17 protein-coding genes are annotated in these 18,403 nt (G+C 61.3%); 13 read left to right on the top strand and 4 right to left on the bottom strand.

Annotated features, from left to right (window positions below):
* The first annotated feature begins 8 nt into the window (after nucleotides 1–8).
* On the top strand, nucleotides 9–1,709 hold the full coding sequence (gene recN, locus B8746_RS15125) for a DNA repair protein RecN (protein ID WP_084394541.1): 1,701 nt from the start codon (nucleotides 9–11) through the stop codon (nucleotides 1,707–1,709).
* Complete coding sequence (gene ligA, locus B8746_RS15120; RefSeq protein ID WP_084394540.1) at nucleotides 1,706–3,811, top strand: NAD-dependent DNA ligase LigA; 2,106 nt, start codon at nucleotides 1,706–1,708, stop codon at nucleotides 3,809–3,811. Before recN ends, ligA begins: the two co-directional genes overlap by 4 nt.
* Here ligA and B8746_RS15115 read toward each other — a convergent pair.
* Together B8746_RS15115 and B8746_RS15110 are read right to left on the bottom strand one after the other, a co-directional pair.
* The gene (locus tag B8746_RS15115) at nucleotides 3,808–5,619 is read right to left on the bottom strand and encodes an aminopeptidase P family protein (RefSeq protein WP_084394539.1); all 1,812 of its coding nucleotides are present in this window, start codon (nucleotides 5,617–5,619) and stop codon (nucleotides 3,808–3,810) included. The two genes, ligA and B8746_RS15115, sit on opposite strands and share 4 nt — an antisense overlap.
* A 43-nt stretch (nucleotides 5,620–5,662) precedes the next feature.
* The gene (locus B8746_RS15110; RefSeq protein WP_233124365.1) at nucleotides 5,663–6,547 is read right to left on the bottom strand and encodes a 50S ribosomal protein L11 methyltransferase; all 885 of its coding nucleotides are present in this window, start codon (nucleotides 6,545–6,547) and stop codon (nucleotides 5,663–5,665) included.
* A 50-nt stretch (nucleotides 6,548–6,597) separates the two neighbouring features.
* On the opposite strand from B8746_RS15110, the gene B8746_RS15105 reads away from it, so the two are divergent.
* Complete coding sequence (locus tag B8746_RS15105) at nucleotides 6,598–7,485, top strand: peptidylprolyl isomerase (protein ID WP_084394538.1); 888 nt, start codon at nucleotides 6,598–6,600, stop codon at nucleotides 7,483–7,485.
* 12 nt (nucleotides 7,486–7,497) lie between these two features.
* Here B8746_RS15105 and B8746_RS15100 read toward each other — a convergent pair whose 3' ends face one another.
* Complete coding sequence (locus B8746_RS15100; protein ID WP_084394537.1) at nucleotides 7,498–8,058, bottom strand: hypothetical protein; 561 nt, start codon at nucleotides 8,056–8,058, stop codon at nucleotides 7,498–7,500.
* Between the two features lie 147 nt (nucleotides 8,059–8,205).
* On the opposite strand from B8746_RS15100, the gene dapB reads away from it, so the two are divergent.
* The 7 genes from dapB to B8746_RS15060 all read left to right on the top strand — a co-directional run bounded on the left by dapB (nucleotide 8,206) and on the right by B8746_RS15060 (nucleotide 15,401).
* On the top strand, nucleotides 8,206–9,015 hold the full coding sequence (gene dapB, locus B8746_RS15095; protein ID WP_084394536.1) for a 4-hydroxy-tetrahydrodipicolinate reductase: 810 nt from the start codon (nucleotides 8,206–8,208) through the stop codon (nucleotides 9,013–9,015).
* 78 nt (nucleotides 9,016–9,093) lie between these two features.
* On the top strand, nucleotides 9,094–10,344 hold the full coding sequence (locus tag B8746_RS15090) for an acetyl-CoA C-acetyltransferase (RefSeq protein WP_084394535.1): 1,251 nt from the start codon (nucleotides 9,094–9,096) through the stop codon (nucleotides 10,342–10,344).
* Between the two features lie 286 nt (nucleotides 10,345–10,630).
* The gene (locus B8746_RS15080; protein ID WP_084394533.1) at nucleotides 10,631–12,079 is read left to right on the top strand and encodes a sigma-54-dependent transcriptional regulator; all 1,449 of its coding nucleotides are present in this window, start codon (nucleotides 10,631–10,633) and stop codon (nucleotides 12,077–12,079) included.
* An 89-nt stretch (nucleotides 12,080–12,168) separates the two neighbouring features.
* Entirely contained in the window at nucleotides 12,169–13,053 is an 885-nt protein-coding gene (locus B8746_RS15075; protein ID WP_084394532.1) for a methylated-DNA--[protein]-cysteine S-methyltransferase, read from the top strand.
* Between the two features lie 48 nt (nucleotides 13,054–13,101).
* Nucleotides 13,102–13,572 carry a hypothetical protein gene (locus tag B8746_RS15070; RefSeq protein WP_084394531.1) on the top strand — a complete coding sequence of 157 codons (471 nt, stop codon included), beginning with the start codon at nucleotides 13,102–13,104 and terminating at the stop codon, nucleotides 13,570–13,572.
* Nucleotides 13,569–14,042, top strand: a complete 474-nt coding sequence (locus B8746_RS15065; RefSeq protein WP_084394530.1) for a VOC family protein — start codon at nucleotides 13,569–13,571, stop codon at nucleotides 14,040–14,042. Before B8746_RS15070 ends, B8746_RS15065 begins: the two co-directional genes overlap by 4 nt.
* Nucleotides 14,043–15,401 (top strand): ABC1 kinase family protein, encoded by a 1,359-nt coding sequence (locus tag B8746_RS15060; protein WP_084394529.1) that lies wholly within the window; start codon nucleotides 14,043–14,045, stop codon nucleotides 15,399–15,401. It begins immediately after the preceding gene.
* On the opposite strand, the gene B8746_RS15055 is transcribed toward B8746_RS15060, so the two are convergent.
* Nucleotides 15,398–16,672 carry a cytochrome P450 gene (locus tag B8746_RS15055; RefSeq protein ID WP_084394528.1) on the bottom strand — a complete coding sequence of 425 codons (1,275 nt, stop codon included), beginning with the start codon at nucleotides 16,670–16,672 and terminating at the stop codon, nucleotides 15,398–15,400. The genes B8746_RS15060 and B8746_RS15055 overlap by 4 nt on opposite strands.
* Before the next feature lie 94 nt (nucleotides 16,673–16,766).
* On the opposite strand from B8746_RS15055, the gene B8746_RS15050 reads away from it, so the two are divergent.
* The 3 genes from B8746_RS15050 to B8746_RS15040 are packed head-to-tail and all read left to right on the top strand — an operon-like array spanning nucleotide 16,767 to nucleotide 18,395.
* Nucleotides 16,767–17,423 (top strand): TetR/AcrR family transcriptional regulator, encoded by a 657-nt coding sequence (locus B8746_RS15050; protein WP_158084659.1) that lies wholly within the window; start codon nucleotides 16,767–16,769, stop codon nucleotides 17,421–17,423.
* Complete coding sequence (locus B8746_RS15045) at nucleotides 17,416–17,595, top strand: rubredoxin (protein ID WP_084394527.1); 180 nt, start codon at nucleotides 17,416–17,418, stop codon at nucleotides 17,593–17,595. The genes B8746_RS15050 and B8746_RS15045 overlap by 8 nt, the downstream gene beginning before the upstream one ends.
* 56 nt (nucleotides 17,596–17,651) lie before the next feature.
* Entirely contained in the window at nucleotides 17,652–18,395 is a 744-nt protein-coding gene (locus tag B8746_RS15040) for a CPBP family intramembrane glutamic endopeptidase (protein WP_084394526.1), read from the top strand.
* The last annotated feature ends 8 nt before the right edge of the window (nucleotides 18,396–18,403 follow it).

Below are 18,403 nucleotides of genomic sequence, written 5' to 3'. Positions count from 1 at the left end.
GAGGGCGCATGATTATTGCGCTCTCCATACGATCTTTCCTGCTTATCGAGCGGCTCGACATTGAGGTCGCTCAGGGCTTCACCGCTCTCACTGGCGAAACCGGTGCGGGCAAATCCATCATTCTTGACGCGCTCGGCCAGGCGCTTGGCGATCCGGCCAACCGGAAATTCGTCCGCAAGGGCGAAGACCAGGCGAGCGTGCTGGCAGAGTTCTGCCTGCCGCCGGATCACCCGGTCTGGACGATCCTCTCTGAACAGGGCGTCGATGCATCGCCATTCGAAACGCTGATGCTGAAGCGTGTCATTTCCGCGACCGGACCGGCCCGCGCCTTCATAAATGACCAGCCCGCCAGCGCAGGTCTGCTGCAGGCGGTCGGCGAAACGCTCGTGGAAATTCATGGCCAGCATGCGGCCTCCGGCCTGATGAAGCCTGCGCAGCATCGCTCCATGCTCGACCTGTTTGCCGGTAATGAGGCCTTGCTCGCAGAGTGTGCGGCCACCTGGAAAACCTATCAGGACAAGCGTGCCGCGAGGGAGGCGCTGGAAGCTGATCTTGCCGAAGCCGAAGAACACTATGCGTGGCTGACATCGGCTGCAGAAGAGCTGGACGCGCTGGCTGCGGAGCCGGGCGAGTTTGACCGCCTGAGCGGCGAACGCGGCGTCCTCATGCATTCTGAGAAGATTGCCGAATCGGTTGCAGAATCCGTTGCGGCCTGTGATGAGAGCGACATCGAGGGAGCACTTGCCCGAGCCAGCCGATCCGCCGATCGGGTGTTGCGCATTGATGGGCTGGAGGCGTCGGATGGCCCCCTGTCCCGGGCGGCGAGAGCCGCCGCCGAAGCGCTCGAGCGTGCCCTGATCGAGTTTGGCGAGGCGCGATCTGCGCTCGACGCGCTTGCCGATGCTGCTGTTCACGATCCGGAATCCCTGGAGAAGGCCGAACAGAGGCTGTTCGCGTTGAAAGCTGCTGCCCGGAAGTACGCTGTTGAACCGGACGAGCTGTCTGACCTTGCAGCAGATATCGCCCACAAGCTCGAAATGTTCGATGCACCTGAGCAGCATGTCGAAAAGGCGCGGTCGGAGGAAAAGGATGCCGCGGCGCGCTGGCGCACCATTGCTGATCGCCTCAGCCAGGCCCGGCAGACGGCTGCACGGCAGCTGGAGGCGTCGATCGAGACAGAGCTAAAGCCTCTCAAGCTGGACCGGACACGCGTGCAGGTGCGGTTCGACGAAATCGACGAGGACGCCTCCGGTGCGATGGGCCGCGAACGCGTTGAATTCGAAGTGGAGACCAATCCGGGGGCGGGTTTCGGCCCGCTTCGCCAGATTGCTTCAGGCGGCGAACTCGCGCGCTTTTCCCTTGCCCTGCAATGTGTTCTGGCAGAATCGAACGCCGTTCCCGTCATGGTGTTCGACGAAGCCGACCAGGGGGTCGGCGGGGCGGTGGCAGCGGCTATTGGCGAACGCCTTGCGCGCCTTGCCGCATCCCGTCAGGTCTTCGCCATCACGCACTCTCCACAGGTTGCTGCCGCAGCTTCTGCGCAATGGCTGATCTCGAAGGAGAATTCAGGCGGCTCCGGACTTGGCCAAACCCGACTCTCCAGTCTAGATGCTGACGCAAGACACGAAGAAATCGCACGCATGCTGTCCGGCGCCAGGATTACCGAAGAAGCCCGGGCCGCCGCATCGAGGTTGCTGGAGGATGTATGAGCAAGCCTGTTCCCGTCGAGGCGCTGAGTGAAGCGGACGCCAGACGGGAACTCGCGCGGCTTGCTACAGAAATCCGGCTCGCAGATGCAGCCTACTACAAGCAGGACGATCCTCACCTTTCAGATGCCGACTATGACAGGCTGCGTGCGCGCAACCTCGAAATCGAGGCCCGCTTCCCGCATCTGAAACGGTCCGACAGTCCAAGCGACCGGGTCGGGATCGAGGTTTCCGAAGCCTTTTCCAAGGTCACGCACGGCGTGCCGATGTTGTCGCTCGACAATGCCTTTTCGGATGAGGATGTCGAAGAGTTTGTCGCCCGCATTCGCCGCTATCTTGGTCTTGCCGCCGATGAGGAACTCGTCATCACGGCTGAACCGAAGATCGACGGTCTCTCGCTCAGCCTCACCTATGAGAATGGCAGGCTGGTGCGGGCAGCAACGCGCGGTAATGGGGAGGTGGGTGAGGACGTCACTGCCAATGCCCGCACAATTGATGATATCCCCGGAGAGCTCGCAGGTGACAATTGGCCGGACAGGATCGAGATCCGCGGCGAGGTCTACATGACAGGCGACGCCTTCGAGGCGCTGAATGCCAGCCAGGAAGCGGCCGGCAAGAAAGTGTTCGCCAATCCGCGCAATGCTGCGGCCGGAAGCCTCAGGCAGCTCGACGTCGCCATCACCCGGTCGCGGCCGCTGCGCTTCTTTGCCTATGCATGGGGCGCAGTGTCGGCGCCCTTTGCCGAAACCCAGACCGAGGCTGTCGCGAAACTCGGCGAATGGGGCTTCGTGACCAACGAGCTGTTCAAGCCCCACAAGGATACGTCCGGCCTGATTGACGCCTATAAGGATTTCGCCGAACGACGCGCCGTGCTTGGCTATGACATAGACGGCGTCGTCTACAAGGTGAACCGGCTCGACTGGCAGGAGCGTCTCGGCTTTGTCAGCCGCTTCCCACGCTGGGCGATTGCCCACAAGTTCCCGGCTGAGAAAGCCGTCACCACACTGGAGACCATCGAAATCCAGGTGGGCCGCACGGGAACGCTTACGCCGGTGGCGCGGCTGACGCCGGTGACCGTCGGCGGCGTCGTGGTGTCGAATGCGACCCTGCATAATGAAGATGAGATTGCGCGGCTTGATGTGCGCCCCGGCGACAAGGTCGAAATCCAGCGGGCGGGTGATGTGATCCCGCAGGTTCTGGGCGTTGTCGACCCCGAACGCGCTGATCGTTCTCCCCCTTACCAGATGCCGACGGAATGCCCGGAATGCGGATCGGCGGCTGTGCGCGAGACTGACGATACGGGCGAGGAAGATGTTCGTCGCCGCTGCACGGGCGGCCTTACCTGTCCGGCGCAGGCCGTTGAAAGACTGAAGCATTTTGTCTCTCGCAAGGCGCTGGACATTGATGGCCTTGGTGCCCGGCAGGTTGAGCTTTTCCATACGAAAGGCGTGGTGGCCGGTCCGCAGGACATTTTCCGCCTTGCGCAGAAGATCGAGCAGGCAGGCCTGAAGCCGCTCAAGGAGTGGGAGGGGTTTGGCGAAACCTCTGCGAGCAATTTGTTCGCTTCGATAGATGCGCGCCGCAATCCACCCTTCCAGCGTTTCCTGAACGGGCTCGGTATCCGGCATGTCGGTGAGACGACATCCGGCGTATTTGCACGCAGCTTCCTCAGCTGGCCGGCCTTCTGGGACACGGTGCAAAAAGCCGCTGCTGGCGACGAGGGTGCCGAAGCAGATCTCCTCTCCATAGACGGTGTCGGGCAGACGGCGGTGAACAGCCTCAAGGAGTTTGCGGCCGAGCCGCACAATCAGGAAATGTTGGCATCGCTGCTTGAAGAGGTAGACGTCGCCGATGCGGAAGCGCCGTCATCGGAATCGGCGGTTTCCGGCAAGACGATCGTCTTCACGGGCACGCTCGAAAAGATGACGCGAGACGAAGCCAAATCGCGAGCGACGGCGCTCGGCGCGAAGGTCTCAGGCTCCGTTTCCAAAAAGACCGATATCGTCGTCGCGGGCCCGGGCGCCGGTTCCAAGCTCAAGAAAGCTGAAGAACTTGGCATCCACGTGATGACCGAAGACGAATGGCTGGAGATGGCCGGCGTCTAGAGGGGCGCGCAGGCCGCCTTCAGCCAGGCGCTGACCTCACCGTCCACAAGCGGCCCGATCTTTTCCAGCACCTCTGCATGATACTGGTCGACCCATTCATGTTCGGCAGGCGACAGCATGTCCTGAACGATGAGGTCGCGTGCCAGAGGAGCCCATGTCAGGCACTGGAAGCCGAGCATCTTGCGTTCGCCGCCCGGAATGTCGGCGGCCTCGGTCACATATTGCAGATTCTCGATCCGGATACCGTACTCGCCTTCGCGGTAATAGCCAGGCTCATTTGACACGATCATGCCGGGCTGGAGCGCGATGCTATTCCATGCCTTGGCGATACGCTGCGGCCCCTCATGCACGCCGAGATAGACGCCGACGCCGTGGCCGGTCCCATGGTCATAGTCGAGACCGGCCTGCCAGAGCGGGTAACGCGCCAGCGCATCCAGGTGCGTACCGGTCGTGCCCTTCGGAAAGCGCACAACGGCCAGTGCGATATGGCCTTGCAGCACCAGCGTGTAGTGCCGCTTCATGTCGTCGCTCGCGTCGCCAATCGGCACGGTGCGGGTTACGTCGGTTGTCCCGTCGAGATACTGGCCGCCACTATCGACGAGATAGAGCGTCCCGCGTTCGAGCTTGAGGTTGGATGCGGACGAAACGCGGTAATGCGGCAGGGCGCCATGTGGCCCCGCACCGGAAATCGTTTCGAATGAGATGTCGTTGAGATTGCCAAGGTCTTCGCGGAAGGATTCGAGTTTGAGTGCCGCGTCAATTTCGGTGACCTCGCCCGACTGGGCTTCGGTGTCGAGCCAGTGCAGAAAGCGCGTCAACGCTGCGCCGTCGCGAATATGCGCCGCCTCGGTCCCGGCGATTTCCGTCGCATTCTTGCAGGCTTTCGGTAGCAGGACCGGGTCTGGCTGGCGAAGGATTTTCGCGCCCGCGTCTTCCACCTGTTTGAAGAACCAGGCTGAGGCGAGCGCCGGATCAAGACTGATCGTCTTGCCGGAGAGGCTGGCAATCGCCGATTCCAGCTCGTCGATCGGGCGCAAGGTGACCGTGTTCCCGAGATGGGTTCTCAGCTCTTCGCTTGCCTTGCGCGGGTCCATGAACAGGTCAGCCGAGCCATCCTTGTTGATGATGGCGCGTGACAAGGGCAGGGGAGAGCAGGCAACGTCGCCCCCCCGGATGTTGAACGCCCAGGCAACGGAGGCCGGAGATGTGATGATGGTTGCGTCCGCGCCGTCTTTCTCGAGAGCCTTTGCAATCGTGTCCCGCTTGTCGGCGGCATCGACGCCGGCATGCTTCAGCGGTTGCGGCACCACGGGAGCCAGGGGCTCGGCCGGGCGGTCATCCCATGCCGCATCAATCGGGTTGGTGTCGACAGATTTGAGGGACACGCCAGCCTTGGTTGCGGCCGCTTCGAGCTTTGTGAACTCGTTCGGCGTCATGAGGCGCGGATCATAGCCAAACGTCTTGCCGGCAAGCGATTGCTGGGCGAGCCATCCGAACGGGCCGGGATCAGGCAGGCCTTCGACGTCAATCAATGCCGGATCGGTCTGGTCGCGCACCTGCAGCGTGTAACGGCCATCTGCAAAGATCACCGCCTTGTCCAGCAGGACCATCGCCGCACCCGCCGAGCCGGTGAAGCCTGTCGCCCAGGTCAGCCGGTCATTCGAAGCCGGCAGGTATTCGTTCTGATATTCGTCCTCATGGGGGATATAGAAACCGTCCAGCCCCTGCGCCTTCATCGCGTCGCGCAGTTTCGGCAAATTCCTGCGGCCAAGTTGCGGGCCGCCCTTAACGTCGAAATTCTGTCTCATGGGGCTAACCTAATGCGTCTGATGGGAGAGCGGAAGTTTTTGTTCAGTGGGGCTTGCGGAAGACGAGGCTCGCCCAGCCATCCTTGCGGATGCGCTTGACGAGGCAGAGGCCGTGGCCGGTATAGGCGGCGCGCACCAGCGGTTCCTGATGGGCGAGCAGGCCGGAAAGGATGATATGGCCGCCCGGCGCCGTCAGATGCGTAATGGTCGGGCACAGGCCCACAAGCGGACGGAACAGGATGTTCGCGAAAACGAGGTCGTAAGGTGCGTCGGCGCGAATGGTTGTGTTCATGCCGCCGCCTGTTTCAAACGTCTGAAAAGCGTTCGCGACCTGGTTCTTCGCAGCATTCTCATTGGCGACGCGAACGCTGTCGCGGTCAATCTCTGTGCCCCATGCGCGCTTGCCGCCGGCCTTGATGGCGGCGATAGCCAGCACACCAGAGCCTGTGCCGACATCCAGCACCTTCCTCGGCACGCCTGACTTCAGCACATGTTCGAGCCCGATCAGGCAGCCGAGTGTCGTGCCATGATGGCCCGTCCCGAAAGCCGGGCCCGCTTCAATCAGGATCGGCGTTTTGCCGGGCGCTGATTTGGCGAGCGCGTGGCTGCCAGCGACGATGAAGCGGCCAGCTTCGACGGGCGGAAGACCTTCAAGCGACATCGTCACCCAGTCGCGGTCTTCCAGTGCCTCGACCACCGGGTTCAGCGAAGGTGAGGTGTCGAGGATGATGGCCTTGCAGGCTTCGGCATCTTCACCGTCCTCGGCATAGGCATCAAGGCGCCAGGCATGACGGCCATCCTCCTTGGCATCGACAGCGCCGGCCGGTGACGGATCAGCCCAGGCAAGCGCATCCCAGGCAGCTTCAATGGCCTCACGCGGGCCTTTTGCGGTAATCTGATACATTGCGCCAAGCGCATAGCAGAGCACGCAAAACCTCGATAGTCTCTGTATCACGACAGGGAATCAGGGAGCAGGCAATGACCAAATTCTTCAGGCTGGGGGCGGCGCTGGGTATTGCAATGCTGACAGGTCTTGCCAGTCCCTCGCAGATGGTCGCTCAGGAAGACGGCGCCGTAGAAGTTCTGCCGGAGTGGCGACCGGTCCTGCCGGAGAACCTTCTCCTCATCGAGACCGAGCACGGCACGATCACGATTGAACTCAATCCCGATTTCGCGCCGGGGCATGTCGAGCGCATCCGCAAGCTTGCCTTTGGCGGCATCATGAATGGCAACCGCTTCTACCGCGTGATCGACGGATTTGTCGCGCAAGGCGGATTTCAGGACGAGACTGCCATTCTCGACTGGCCGAACCTCACCCATGAGAATGACCGGCCTTATTCATCAGGCCGGTTCACACCGCTTGGCAACAAGGATCTGTTCGCTCCGGAAGTCGGCCACATTGCGGGCTTTCCCGTCGGACGCAGCGAACTTGTCGGGCGCGAATGGCTGTTGCATTGCCCGGGTGCCATGGCGATGGCGCGCGACACGGACCCGAACAGTGGTTCGACTGAATTCTACATTGTGCTGGACGCGCAGCGCTATCTGGACCGCAACCTGACCATCTTTGGCCGGGTGATCGACGGCATGGAACATGTCCAGGCGCTGCAGCGGGGAAGCCGAGATATCGAGAATGGCGTGATCCAGCCGCCCGCCGAAGGCGACGAGATCATTTCATTCCGCATCGCCGCCGATATGCCGGAAGAGACCCGCCCGAAATGGGAGGTCATGGTCACCGGCAGCAAGGCATTCGAGGAATTCAAGCGGTCCAAGCGTGTGCGAAGCGAGGAGTTCTTCTTCCTGAAGCCCCCGGAGGTTCTCGACATTTGCAGCTTCTCAGCGCCGGTGCGCCGGGTTGGTGAAAACTAGGACCTGATGGCTCTAGCGTCCTGAATTGGTCTTGCCTTTCCAGCCATCGTCGTAATGGGCCCAGGCCTTGTCGCGATCTGTGTGCGGGACCGCCTGCGTGTAGGAATAAGTATATCGAGGCGCGCGGTAGCTGCTTCCATGATAGGCGGTCGACCCACCGGATGAGTAGGCATGGTGCCCGTGCTGGTTGGGTGTGGAATAGCTGTAGGAACGCGCACTGTCATAGCTGTGGGACGAATGATAGCCAGGATAGTGATGAGGGTGATGGTAACCGCCTGAATGCGAACAGGCAGGCGGTGCCAGGCGCGTATAGGTTCGCGTATAGCGCCGGGTCACGACCGGCTCGGTCATATAGGTCCGGCTGTGATAATAGGGCCCGCAGCTTGACGGGCATCCCCTATAGCCATGACCGGTAGACTCTTTGTGGATCTTGACGATACGCACCTGCTTTTCATGCGGATTGAGCGGCGAGGGCGCTGCTGTGGTGGGGCGAGGCGTTGCATAGCCATCGGCAGCGGCTGGCAGGGCGAATAGAGCGGTCAGGCAAAGCGCGGTCAGGGCAGGCGGGCGCATGGGAAGTCCTTCCGGGGCTGCTGGCGTATTGGGCACTTTCAAGGTTAACACACAAACCGGCGGCGCGGTAACGGTTCCGGAAGTCCGGTGCGAGGCCGCAAAATCCACCCTAGGCGAAGCCAGACAAAACCGTCTAAGAGTGTCGCCATGACTTCAGGACTGAAAATCGCGATTGCCGGCGTTGCCGGGCGGATGGGACGGCAGCTTGCAAACGCTGTCATTGATGGCGGGCAGATCATGGCGGGGGCCAGCGAGGCGCCGGGCTCGCCGCATGTCGGCAAGGAACTGGGCGAGGTGCTAGGACGGCCCGGCCTGTCGCTTGCGGTGAGCGAGAGCGTCGAGGACGCGGCGAGAAAGGCCGATGTCTGGATCGATTTTACGGCACCAAACGCGACGCTCGCGGCACTTGCGGCCTTGCGGAAGACCAATGTTCAGGCTGTGATTATCGGGACGACCGGTTTCGACGCCGCCGGGGAAGCCGAAATCGCGGAAGTGGCTGGCGATCTGGCCATCGTCAAGGCTGGTAATTTCTCGCTCGGCGTCAACCTGCTGTGTGCCCTGACGAGGCGCGCTGCCGAGAGTCTGGGTGAAGACTGGGACATTGAGGTGCTTGAAACGCACCATCGGCGGAAAGTGGACGCCCCGTCGGGTACCGCCCTGATGCTGGGCGATGCAGCCGCGCGTGGACGCGGCGCTGATCTCAAGACGTTGCGCTCGCCCCCTTATGATGGACCGGACGCACGACGCGAGCCGGGAAAGATCGGTTTTGCGGTGCGCCGCTCTGGCGATGTGATCGGTGAACATGAAGTCACATTCGGCAGCGACATGGAGATATTGTCGCTGTCACACACGGCGCTCGACAGGGCTGTTTTCGCCAATGGCGCGATTGCTGCGGCCCGCTGGGCGTTACGCCAGCCGCCCGGTCTCTATGATATGAATGATGTGCTGGGCCTCTGACGCAACGGCATAGATTGCATTTCCTTTGCGGAAGCCGATTAGCTGACCTCATCAGTTCAAAGCCTTCGGGAGGAATTCATGGCAGACGCATATATCATCGACGCGGTTCGCACGCCGCGCGGCATCGGCAAGGTTGGCAAGGGCTCGCTCGCCCACCTTCATCCGCAACATCTCAGCTCAACGGTGCTGGCCGCGATCCGTGACCGCAACAAGCTGGACACCGCCACGATTGACGATGTGATCTGGGGCACCAGCTCTCAGCGTGGCGCGCAAGGCGCTGACATGGGCCGCATGGCAGCGCTTGATGCCGGTTTCGACGTCAAGGCATCAGGCGTGACGCTGGACCGCTTCTGCGGCTCCGGCATCACGTCTGTCTCACTCGCCGCTGCGCAGGTCATGTCCGGCATGGAAGACTGCGTCATCGCAGGCGGCTGCGAGATGATGAGCTACACCGCATCCACCGCTGATCCGAAAAACCCGCCCATGATGGATGCCGGCAACCTTCACCTTCGCGAACTGCATCCGCAGTCCCAGCAGGGCTGCTGCGCAGATGCCATCGCGACGCTGGAAGGCATTGATCGCGAAGCGGTCGATCAACTGGCCGTGGTCTCTCAGGAGCGCGCGAAGAAGGCGATGGATGAGGGCCGCTTCGACAAGTCGGTCGTCCCGGTCCATAATCGCGATGGCTCTCTGGCGCTCGACAAGGACGAGTTCCCGCGCCCAGGCACCACGATGGAGAGCCTTGCTGGCCTCAAGACGGTGTTCAACATGTTCTGGGACATTCCGGTCGACGACAAGGGCACCACCTATGGCAACATGATCGAGAAGAAGTACCCGCAGATCAAAGGCAAGGTTGATCATGTCCACCATGCCGGCAACTCCTCAGGTGTTGTCGACGGCGCGGCTGCCATTCTCGTTACCTCGAAAGACTATGCCGACAAGAACGGCCTGACGCCGCGCGCCCGCATCGTCGCCACGGCAAACATGGGCGACTGCCCGACATTGATGCTGAACGCACCGGTCGCTGCGGCGAAAAAGGTGCTGGAAAAGGCAGGCATGACCACAGACGACATCGACGTCTATGAAATCAACGAAGCCTTCTCTGTCGTCGCCGAGAAATTCATCCGCGACCTGAAGCTCGACCGCGAGAAAGTGAACATCAATGGCGGCGCGATGGCACTCGGCCATCCGATTGGTGCGACCGGCTCGATCCTGATCGGCACGGCCCTCGATGAGCTTGAGCGCTCGGGCGGCAAGTATGGCCTGATCACAATGTGTGCGGCAGGCGGCATGGCCCCGGCCATCATCATTGAACGTCTCGGCGCCTAGTCTACGACACCCCCGGAATGGAGCCGCTCCCTCAATGGGGGCGGCTCTTTGCATTTCGGAGGAGCGTCATCCATCTGGTGGATCTTTGCCTCAGAAATCCGCGACAGGCCTGACGCCGCTTGTTTCGTCTTCCTTGCGGTCCTCCGGCCCGCTGCGAGCGGAAATCCGAGCTGCCGGATTATTTCCATGAAATTTCAAGGATCGGCTGAACCATAACTCCATCTCTGTGTGCCATATCGGGTCGTAACGAAATGACCCACTGGGTCGAAGATACGGGTGAGTTGATATGGCCAAGACGGTTCTGGTGATCGATGATGATCCAACGCAGCGCAGGCTGATTCAGGCGGCTGTGGAGAAGGCTGGTTTTGCCTGCCGCACAGCGCCAGACGGCGAGAGCGGGTTCACCACGGCAACCGAAGCTGGCGCCGACGTCATCCTGCTCGACCTCACCATGCCGGGCCTGACCGGGATGGAAACGCTGGAGCGCCTGTCCGAACGTGTCCCGGATGTCCCGGTCATAATGCTGACTGCCACCTCCGGCATCGATACGATCGTGTCTGCGATGCGGGCCGGCGCTGTCGACTTCATCGTGAAGCCAGCCAATCCTGAACGGGTCGTGGTTTCGATCCGCAACGCACTAAAGATGTCGTCCCTCTCCGGGGAAGTGAAACGCCTCACGCGCAAGTCAGAAGGCGGCATGAGCTTCGATGACATGATCGCGGCAGCCCCGGCAATGCGCCAGGTGGTCCGCCTCGGACAGCGCGCCGCAAGCTCAGATATTCCTGTTCTCATCCTTGGTGAAAGCGGTGTCGGCAAGGAAGTCATCGCCCGTTGCATCCAGGGCGCTTCGGAGCGTGCGGGCAAGCCGTTTGTGACCGTCAACTGCGGCGCCATCCCTGAAAATCTCGTTGAGTCCATCCTGTTCGGCCATGAGAAGGGCGCGTTTACCGGCGCGGTCTCCAAATCCCTCGGCAAGTTTGTCGAAGCCGATGGCGGCACGCTCTTCCTCGATGAGGTTGGCGAACTTCCCCTCGATATGCAGGTAAAGCTGCTACGTGCCCTGCAGGAGGGCGAGGTGGACGCCGTCGGTTCGCGCCGTCCGACCAAGGTCGATGTGCGCATCATCTCCGCAACCAACCGCGATCTGGCCGAACAGGTCAAAGCCGGCGGTTTTCGCGAAGACCTCTATTACCGCCTTAACGTTTTCCCGGTGGACATGCCGTCGCTGCGTGAGCGCAAGGAGGACATTCCGGCGCTGGTCGATCATTTCATTGCCCGCTTCAATGCCTCAGAGAACCGCGACGTCCAGACGGCGAGCGAAGAGACCATGCGCATGCTCTGCGCCCATGACTGGCCGGGCAACGTCCGCCAGCTTGAAAACGCAGTCTTCCGCGCTGTGATCCTCTGTGAGGGAACGGAGCTACAGACGCATGACTTCCCGCAGATTTCCGGTGTCATGCCGGAAATGGTGGACCTGCCGCCCGTTCCACAATCGGTGGGTGTCGCCAATGATGCCGAGGCCCGGCCTGGCCAGGGCGGCCCTATCGCGGTGAAGGATGAGACCGGCGAACTGCGCCCTCTGGCAGAGATCGAACGCGACATCATCGAATACGCAATCGACTTCTATCAAGGGCATATGTCCGAAGTCAGCCGCCGCCTCGGCATTGGCCGCTCGACGCTGTATCGCAAGATCCGCGAGTACGAACTTGATGGCGGTGAACAGAAGGCTGGTTGATCCAGCTTGGCGTGATTGCGTCATGCATGGGCGTCTGACCCGCAAGAAACGGGTGGAAAGCCTGATGCGATTGGGGGACACTTGCCCTCATGACGACGACACTTCACAATCTTGACGAGCGCGCCGTTGCCTATGAGCGGATGGCGGACGCGCTTTCCTTTCTGGGCGATACTTGGCGCGACTGGCCAGACCTGTCGCAATGCGCTCATGCGATGGGCCTGTCCCCACATCACTTTCAACGTGAATTCACCCGCTGGGCTGGCATCAGCCCCAAACAGTTCCAGGCCGCGCTGGCCCACGCTGAAGCGGGTGACCTGCTGCGACAAGGCGCATCGGTACTTGATGCCTCGCTTGAGACAGGCCTGTCCGGCCCATCTCGCCTGCACGACCTGTTCATCGCGCATGAAGGGCTCAGCCCGGGTCAAGCGAAAACGGGCGGAAAGGGCGCGGACCTGATCATCGGCAAGGCCCCCACGCCGTTTGGAACCGGCGTGTTCATGGCCTCGCCGCGCGGGCTCTGCGGCCTCGGGTTTGCCGATGATGGGGCTGCGGCAAAATCCGGCTTCGAGCATCCCGGTTATCACGAAGATCGCGTCTTCGCAGACCTTGCCGGCCGCTACCCCGAAGCCAGCCTCCGCCGTGACGACGCCGAAGCGATGACATGGTCACAGCGCATCTTCCAGTCGCATGAGCCGGTTCCCGTCGCGCTTTATGGGACACCTTTTCGCCGGCAGATCTGGAGAGCCCTGCTTGATATCCCGGCTGGCGAAACGCGCACCTATGGAGAGGTGGCGGCTGCGGCTGGCCAACCCAAAGCGGCCCGTGCAGCGGGCACGGCAATCGGTGCCAATACAATTGCCTGGCTCATTCCCTGCCATCGTGCCCTTGCTTCGGACAAGAGGTTACATAATTACCATTGGGGAGTGGCGCGCAAGCGTGCCATGCTTACATTTGAGCGCGCGCATGCGGCCTGACCTGTAATCGGTGTGGCCTGAAGCGCCCTCCAGATTGCAGGATACCAGATGCAGATACTCACATTCTATGCGCTGATGTTTGTCGCGCTGGGGCTATGGGGCATATGGCTCATCATGAAGTGGCGGGAGCTGCCGGAGTTCTCCAACGCGGTCTACAATTCCATGGTCGAGAAGGGCCTGCTTTCAGACGCCGTTGACCGCGACCTGTTCAGGCAAAGCTTTATCCGCTGCGAAGCGCCGCTCGCCGGCACCTATCGCTGGGTTGCCGCGCTGATCAGCCTTGTCGCGCTGCCGCCGCTGATCATGGTGTTCAACTGGATATGGGATTTTCTCTGGCGGCTTGGCGGTGCCATTGAGGGGCCGCTGGAGCGCGGATACATGTTCCACAGCTTCATGACCTTCATCTTCCTGATGGCGGTCATTGTCGGCTTCCTCTTTCTCGTTACGTCCCATTACTACCGGAATGCGCCGCCTTCGCTGCGTTCAGAGATCCGGCGGCTCGAAGGAAAAGATATATGAGCGTTGAATATCTCCACACCATGATCCGCGTCAGCGACGTTGATGCTGCGCTGAACTTCTTCTGCAATGGCCTCGGCCTTGAAGAGATTCGCCGCGTCGACAATGAGGGCGGGCGTTTCACCCTGATTTTTTTGGCCTCTCCGGAAGACATTGCCCGCTACCCAGCTGCGCGTGACGGCGAGAAGGGCCTGCCGCCCGGTCTGCCGATGATCGAGCTGACGCACAATTGGGACCCGGAGGAGCTGAAGGGCGGCCGCAATTTCGGCCACCTCGCCTACAAGGTCGACAATGTCTACGAGGCGTGCGAACGCTTTCAGAAGATCGGCGTCACCATCAACCGGCCGCCGCGCGACGGGAACATGGCCTTCGTCCGCTCGCCAGACGGCATCTCTGTCGAATTGCTGCAGAAGGGCGACCCGCTGCCCCCGAAGGAGCCCTGGGCCAGCGCCGAGAATATCGGCACCTGGTAAATGGCAGACGAGCGAGACCCTGAACGCAACCGCCTGAGCGCCCGCATCGCACGAACCGCGAAGGTCGGCGGCAATCTTTCTGGAGCGGGCCTCGCCTTCGCCGCCAACCGTATGTTCGGCGGGGATGACAGCGACGAGAAGGTCGCCCGGGCGCTGGCATCGGCGCTGGGCAAGACCAAGGGTCCGCTGATGAAGGTCGCACAGATGCTGTCGACCATTCCTGATTTCCTGCCGGCAGAATATGCCGCCGAGCTGTCCCAGCTTCAGGCGCAGGCCCCGGCCATGGGCTGGCCGTTCGTGAAACGCCGCATGCGCGCCGAGCTTGGCCCTGACTGGCAGGACAAGTTCGAAGCGTTCGGCAAGGAGGCCTCGCATGCCGCGTCGCTGGGCCAGGTGCACCGTGCAACGCTGCCGGGTGGCCGTGAAGTCGCCTGCAAGCTGCAATATCCGGATATGTCCAGCGCCGTGGAAGCCGATGTCGGCCAGTTGAAGAATTTGCTCGGTCTCTTCCGGCGTATGGATGGCTCAATTGATCCGCGAGAGATGGTAGAGGAAATCTCAGACCGGTTGCGCGAGGAGCTCGATTACAAGCGAGAGCGCCAGCACATGCAGCTCTACCGGCAAATGCTGGGCGAGAAGGACTTCGTGACCATCCCCGAGCCCGTCGAAGACCTGTCGACTGATCGGCTGCTGACCATGGACTGGGTGACCGGCGAACCGCTCAGCGCCTTCGAGGATGCGCCGCAGGACGTCCGCAATGACATTGCCAGGCGCCTCTACTGGACATGGTGGCTGCCTTTCACCCATCACGCCGTCATTCATGGCGATCCGCACCTCGGAAATTACCAGGTGAAGGATGGCGGCCAGTCGCTGAACCTGCTGGACTTTGGCTGCGTGCGCATCTTCCCGCCTGTCTTTGTCGGGGGTGTGGTTGATCTTTACCGCGCGCTGCTGGCTGACGATTTTGATGCGACCTATGCGGCCTATGAGAAGTGGGGGTTCAAAAATCTCAACAAGGATCTTGCAGAAGTCCTGAACATCTGGGCTCGCTTTATCTATGGCCCGCTGCTGGATGACCGCGTGCGAAGTGTCGCCGACGGGGTGAAGCCCGGCGAATATGGCCGCAAGGAAGCCTTCGAGGTCCGCAAGCTCCTGAAGGCGCGTGGCCCCGTGACCATTCCACGCGAATTCGTCTTCATGGACCGGGCCGCGATCGGCCTCGGTGCGGCCTATTTGCGTCTGAAGGCTGAGCTGAACTTCCACCAGCTGTTCGAGGAAAGTCTTGAAGGCTTCAGCGAAGCAATAGTGGCAAAACGGCAGACAGACGCCCTTGCTAGCGTCGGCCTCGACGCCGCCTAGTTCATTTCAAACCGGATCGGGACGGATTTCGGCCCGGACACGAAATTCGCCTGCACCCGTGTGGGCGTGCCATTGAGTTCGACCGATCTCAGGCGCGGCAAAAGCTCTTCCCAGAGGATGCGCATCTCCATCTTGGCGAGGTGCTGACCGAGGCAGACATGCGCGCCATAGCCGAAGGCGACATGCTTGTTCGAAGGCCGGTCTACCTTGAAGGAATAAGGGTCGTCGAAGACATCCTCATCGCGGTTCCCGGAAGGGTAGGCGAGGAACAGCCAGTCATTCTTGCGGATCTTCTGGCCGGCAATTTCGGTGTCCTCCATGGCCGTGCGCATGAAATGCTTCACCGGTGTTTCCCAGCGGATGGACTCGTCCACCATGGAGTTGATGAGCGATGGATCGTCCATCAGCTTGCGAAGCTCTCCCTGGTTCTCGGCAAGGGCCCACATCGCGCCGGCCGTCGTGCCGGAAGTGGTGTCGTGACCGGCGGTTGCGGCGATGATGTAATAGCTCATCGCTTCCAGCTGGCCGAGTGGCTCGTCATAGACCTTCCCATTGGCGATGACGCTGGCAAGGTCTTCGCGCGGGCATTTGCGCCGGTCTTCCGTCATGGCGCCGAAATAGGTCATGAAATCGGTCACGGTGGCCATGATATTGCCGATACCGGCCTCAGTATCCGAGACGGCCTCGCCTGTGCGGTTTACATCCGGATCCTGCGCACCGAACAGCTCCTGAGTCAGCTTGAGCATGCGTGGTTCATCTTCCAGCGGCACGCCGATCACCTTCATGATCACATGCAACGGGTAGAGAAAGGCGACATCCTTGGCGAAGTCGCATTCATTCCCCTTGTCCGCCATCTGATCAATAAAGCCCCGCGCGATCTGACGGATATCGTCTTCCAGCTTGCGCAGGTTCTGCGGCATGAACCATCCCTGCGTCAACCGCCGATACTGGAGGTGGTCCGGATTGTCCATCTGGACGAGCGAGCGCAGCAGGTTCGGTGAGCCGCCCATCATCGCGCGGACTTTCTGGTCGGCCTCAATCGTGGTCAGCGTCGCAGAACGATCCTCATTGTGAAAGAGGTCGTTCTGGCGCTCGATGTCCTTGATGTCGGCATGCTTTGTGACCACCCAGAACGGGTCGAACCCTTCCACCTCGGCAACATCCAGCGGCGCGTTCTTGCGCAGCCAGGCGAAGGCTTCGTGTGACCTGTCCCAGTCAGCATAGGCCTTCGGGTCGACGACAGCATCGGCGATGTGGGCAGGTATGCTCATCAAATCCTCCAGTACGGGGCGGATCAGGCCGCCTCTTTTCGGGTCGCTTACCATATACTTGCTATACAACCAACAACTATGTTACGTCCTATCCATGTCTGACACTGAAATTCTTGCCGATTCCGGCCCCAGGCTCACACAGGCCGAACGGCGCGAGCGGTCCCACCAGGAATTGCTGGAAGCCACAATGCGGGTCGTGTCCCGCGATGGTGTTGCGGCAGCGACATTCGAAACCATCGCGCGCGAGGCCGGCTATTCGCGCGGCCTTGTCACACAGCGTTTCGGGTCGAAGAACGGCCTCATTCGTGCACTCATCGACGGCCTTTATAGCTGGCAGCAGGGCGCGTTGGATGAAGCGCATGTTTCCGACATGTCTGGCCTGTCTGCGCTATGTGCCTTCGTGGCGCTGCATTGCCGGACAGTGGACGGCCATGAAGAGGACAAGGCGTACTATATGCTGCTGGCGGCTGCGGCGGCCGACCGGCTGGACATCCGCGAAGCCTTTGCCGACTCCCATGAAGTGCAGCGCGTCCTCATCCGCCGCATCATTGAGCGGGGGCAGGCCGATGGCAGCATTCGCAAGGACGCCGATGCAGACGCCATGGCCCTGATGGCGGGATGTGCGCTGATCGGCATTCGCATGCAGAACCTGATTGATGCATCGACAGACATAGACCCTGTTCGCGAAGCGCTGATCCAGTCTCTCCGCGCGAACCTTCGTGCCAAGGAGTCAGGGCTCAGCGATGAGTGATGCGCCCTTCAAGGTCTGGCAGTGTCGAACCTGCGGCTATCTCTATGATGAAGCCGAAGGCGACCCCGATGAAGGGCTCGCGCCTGGGACACGCTGGACTGACATTCCCGCTGACTGGATCTGTCCGCTTTGTGGCACGCCGAAGTCCGATTTCGACATGGCCGAACTGTAGAGGCCGGGGCACAAAGGGTGCTTTGCAATCGCGTCAACAGCCACTAAGCCCGACATATGGAAACCGGCCCTTACAATACGCCCGTGGCGCTTGGCCGCGAACCATTCACGGCTGCCTTCTGGGTGCTGGCCGCGCCACTGCTCTTTCCGGTTATCGGTACCGCCATAGCGAGTCTGATCTGGCCCGGCTTCATCGATGCGGTGCGCAGCGATGCACCGAGCCGGGATGCTATCTCACGCATCTGGCTCGTCATGGCGTCGATCCATTTCGCACATTTCGTCATCCTCAGCATCTGGAGCGAGCGGGTCGGCGCGGGTGCCTTTGCAGGCGATATGCGCGTCACGCCGAACTGGCTTATCGCCGCGCTTCTGCTGGGACCGCCCATCCTGCTCGCGCCCAACATCATCGCCGGCATGATATTCGGCGGTACGGATGGATGGGAATATAATGGCGACGTCAACACGTCCCTGTTTGCGCCTGACAATTGGGGGCTGACCTATCTGGTCTTCGCGCTGTTCCTCGCCCCCTTGCTGGAAGAGGTGACGTTTCGGGGCGTCGCGCTCGGGGCGCTGGTGTGCCGGGGCGTGCCGCCATGGATGGCCATGGTCGCTTCCAGCGCAGCTTTTACCTTCCTGCATTTCCAGTACTCTGTTCCGGCCTTGATGGTGGTGTTTGTCGCCGGCGTGGGCTTTGCGTGGCTGCGCCTCAGGAGCGGCAGCATGCTCGTGCCGATTGCCGCGCATATTGCGGCGAACAGCATGATTACCTTCCTGGCGAGCCTTGCGCCTCCCGCTGGGTGAAGGCTTGC

The organism is Henriciella pelagia (assembly GCF_002088945.1).
Taxonomy (GTDB): Bacteria; Pseudomonadota; Alphaproteobacteria; order Caulobacterales; family Hyphomonadaceae; genus Henriciella; species Henriciella pelagia.
The sequence above is the reverse complement of the archived record's forward strand: the minus strand, read 5'-3'. Positions and strand labels throughout refer to the sequence as shown.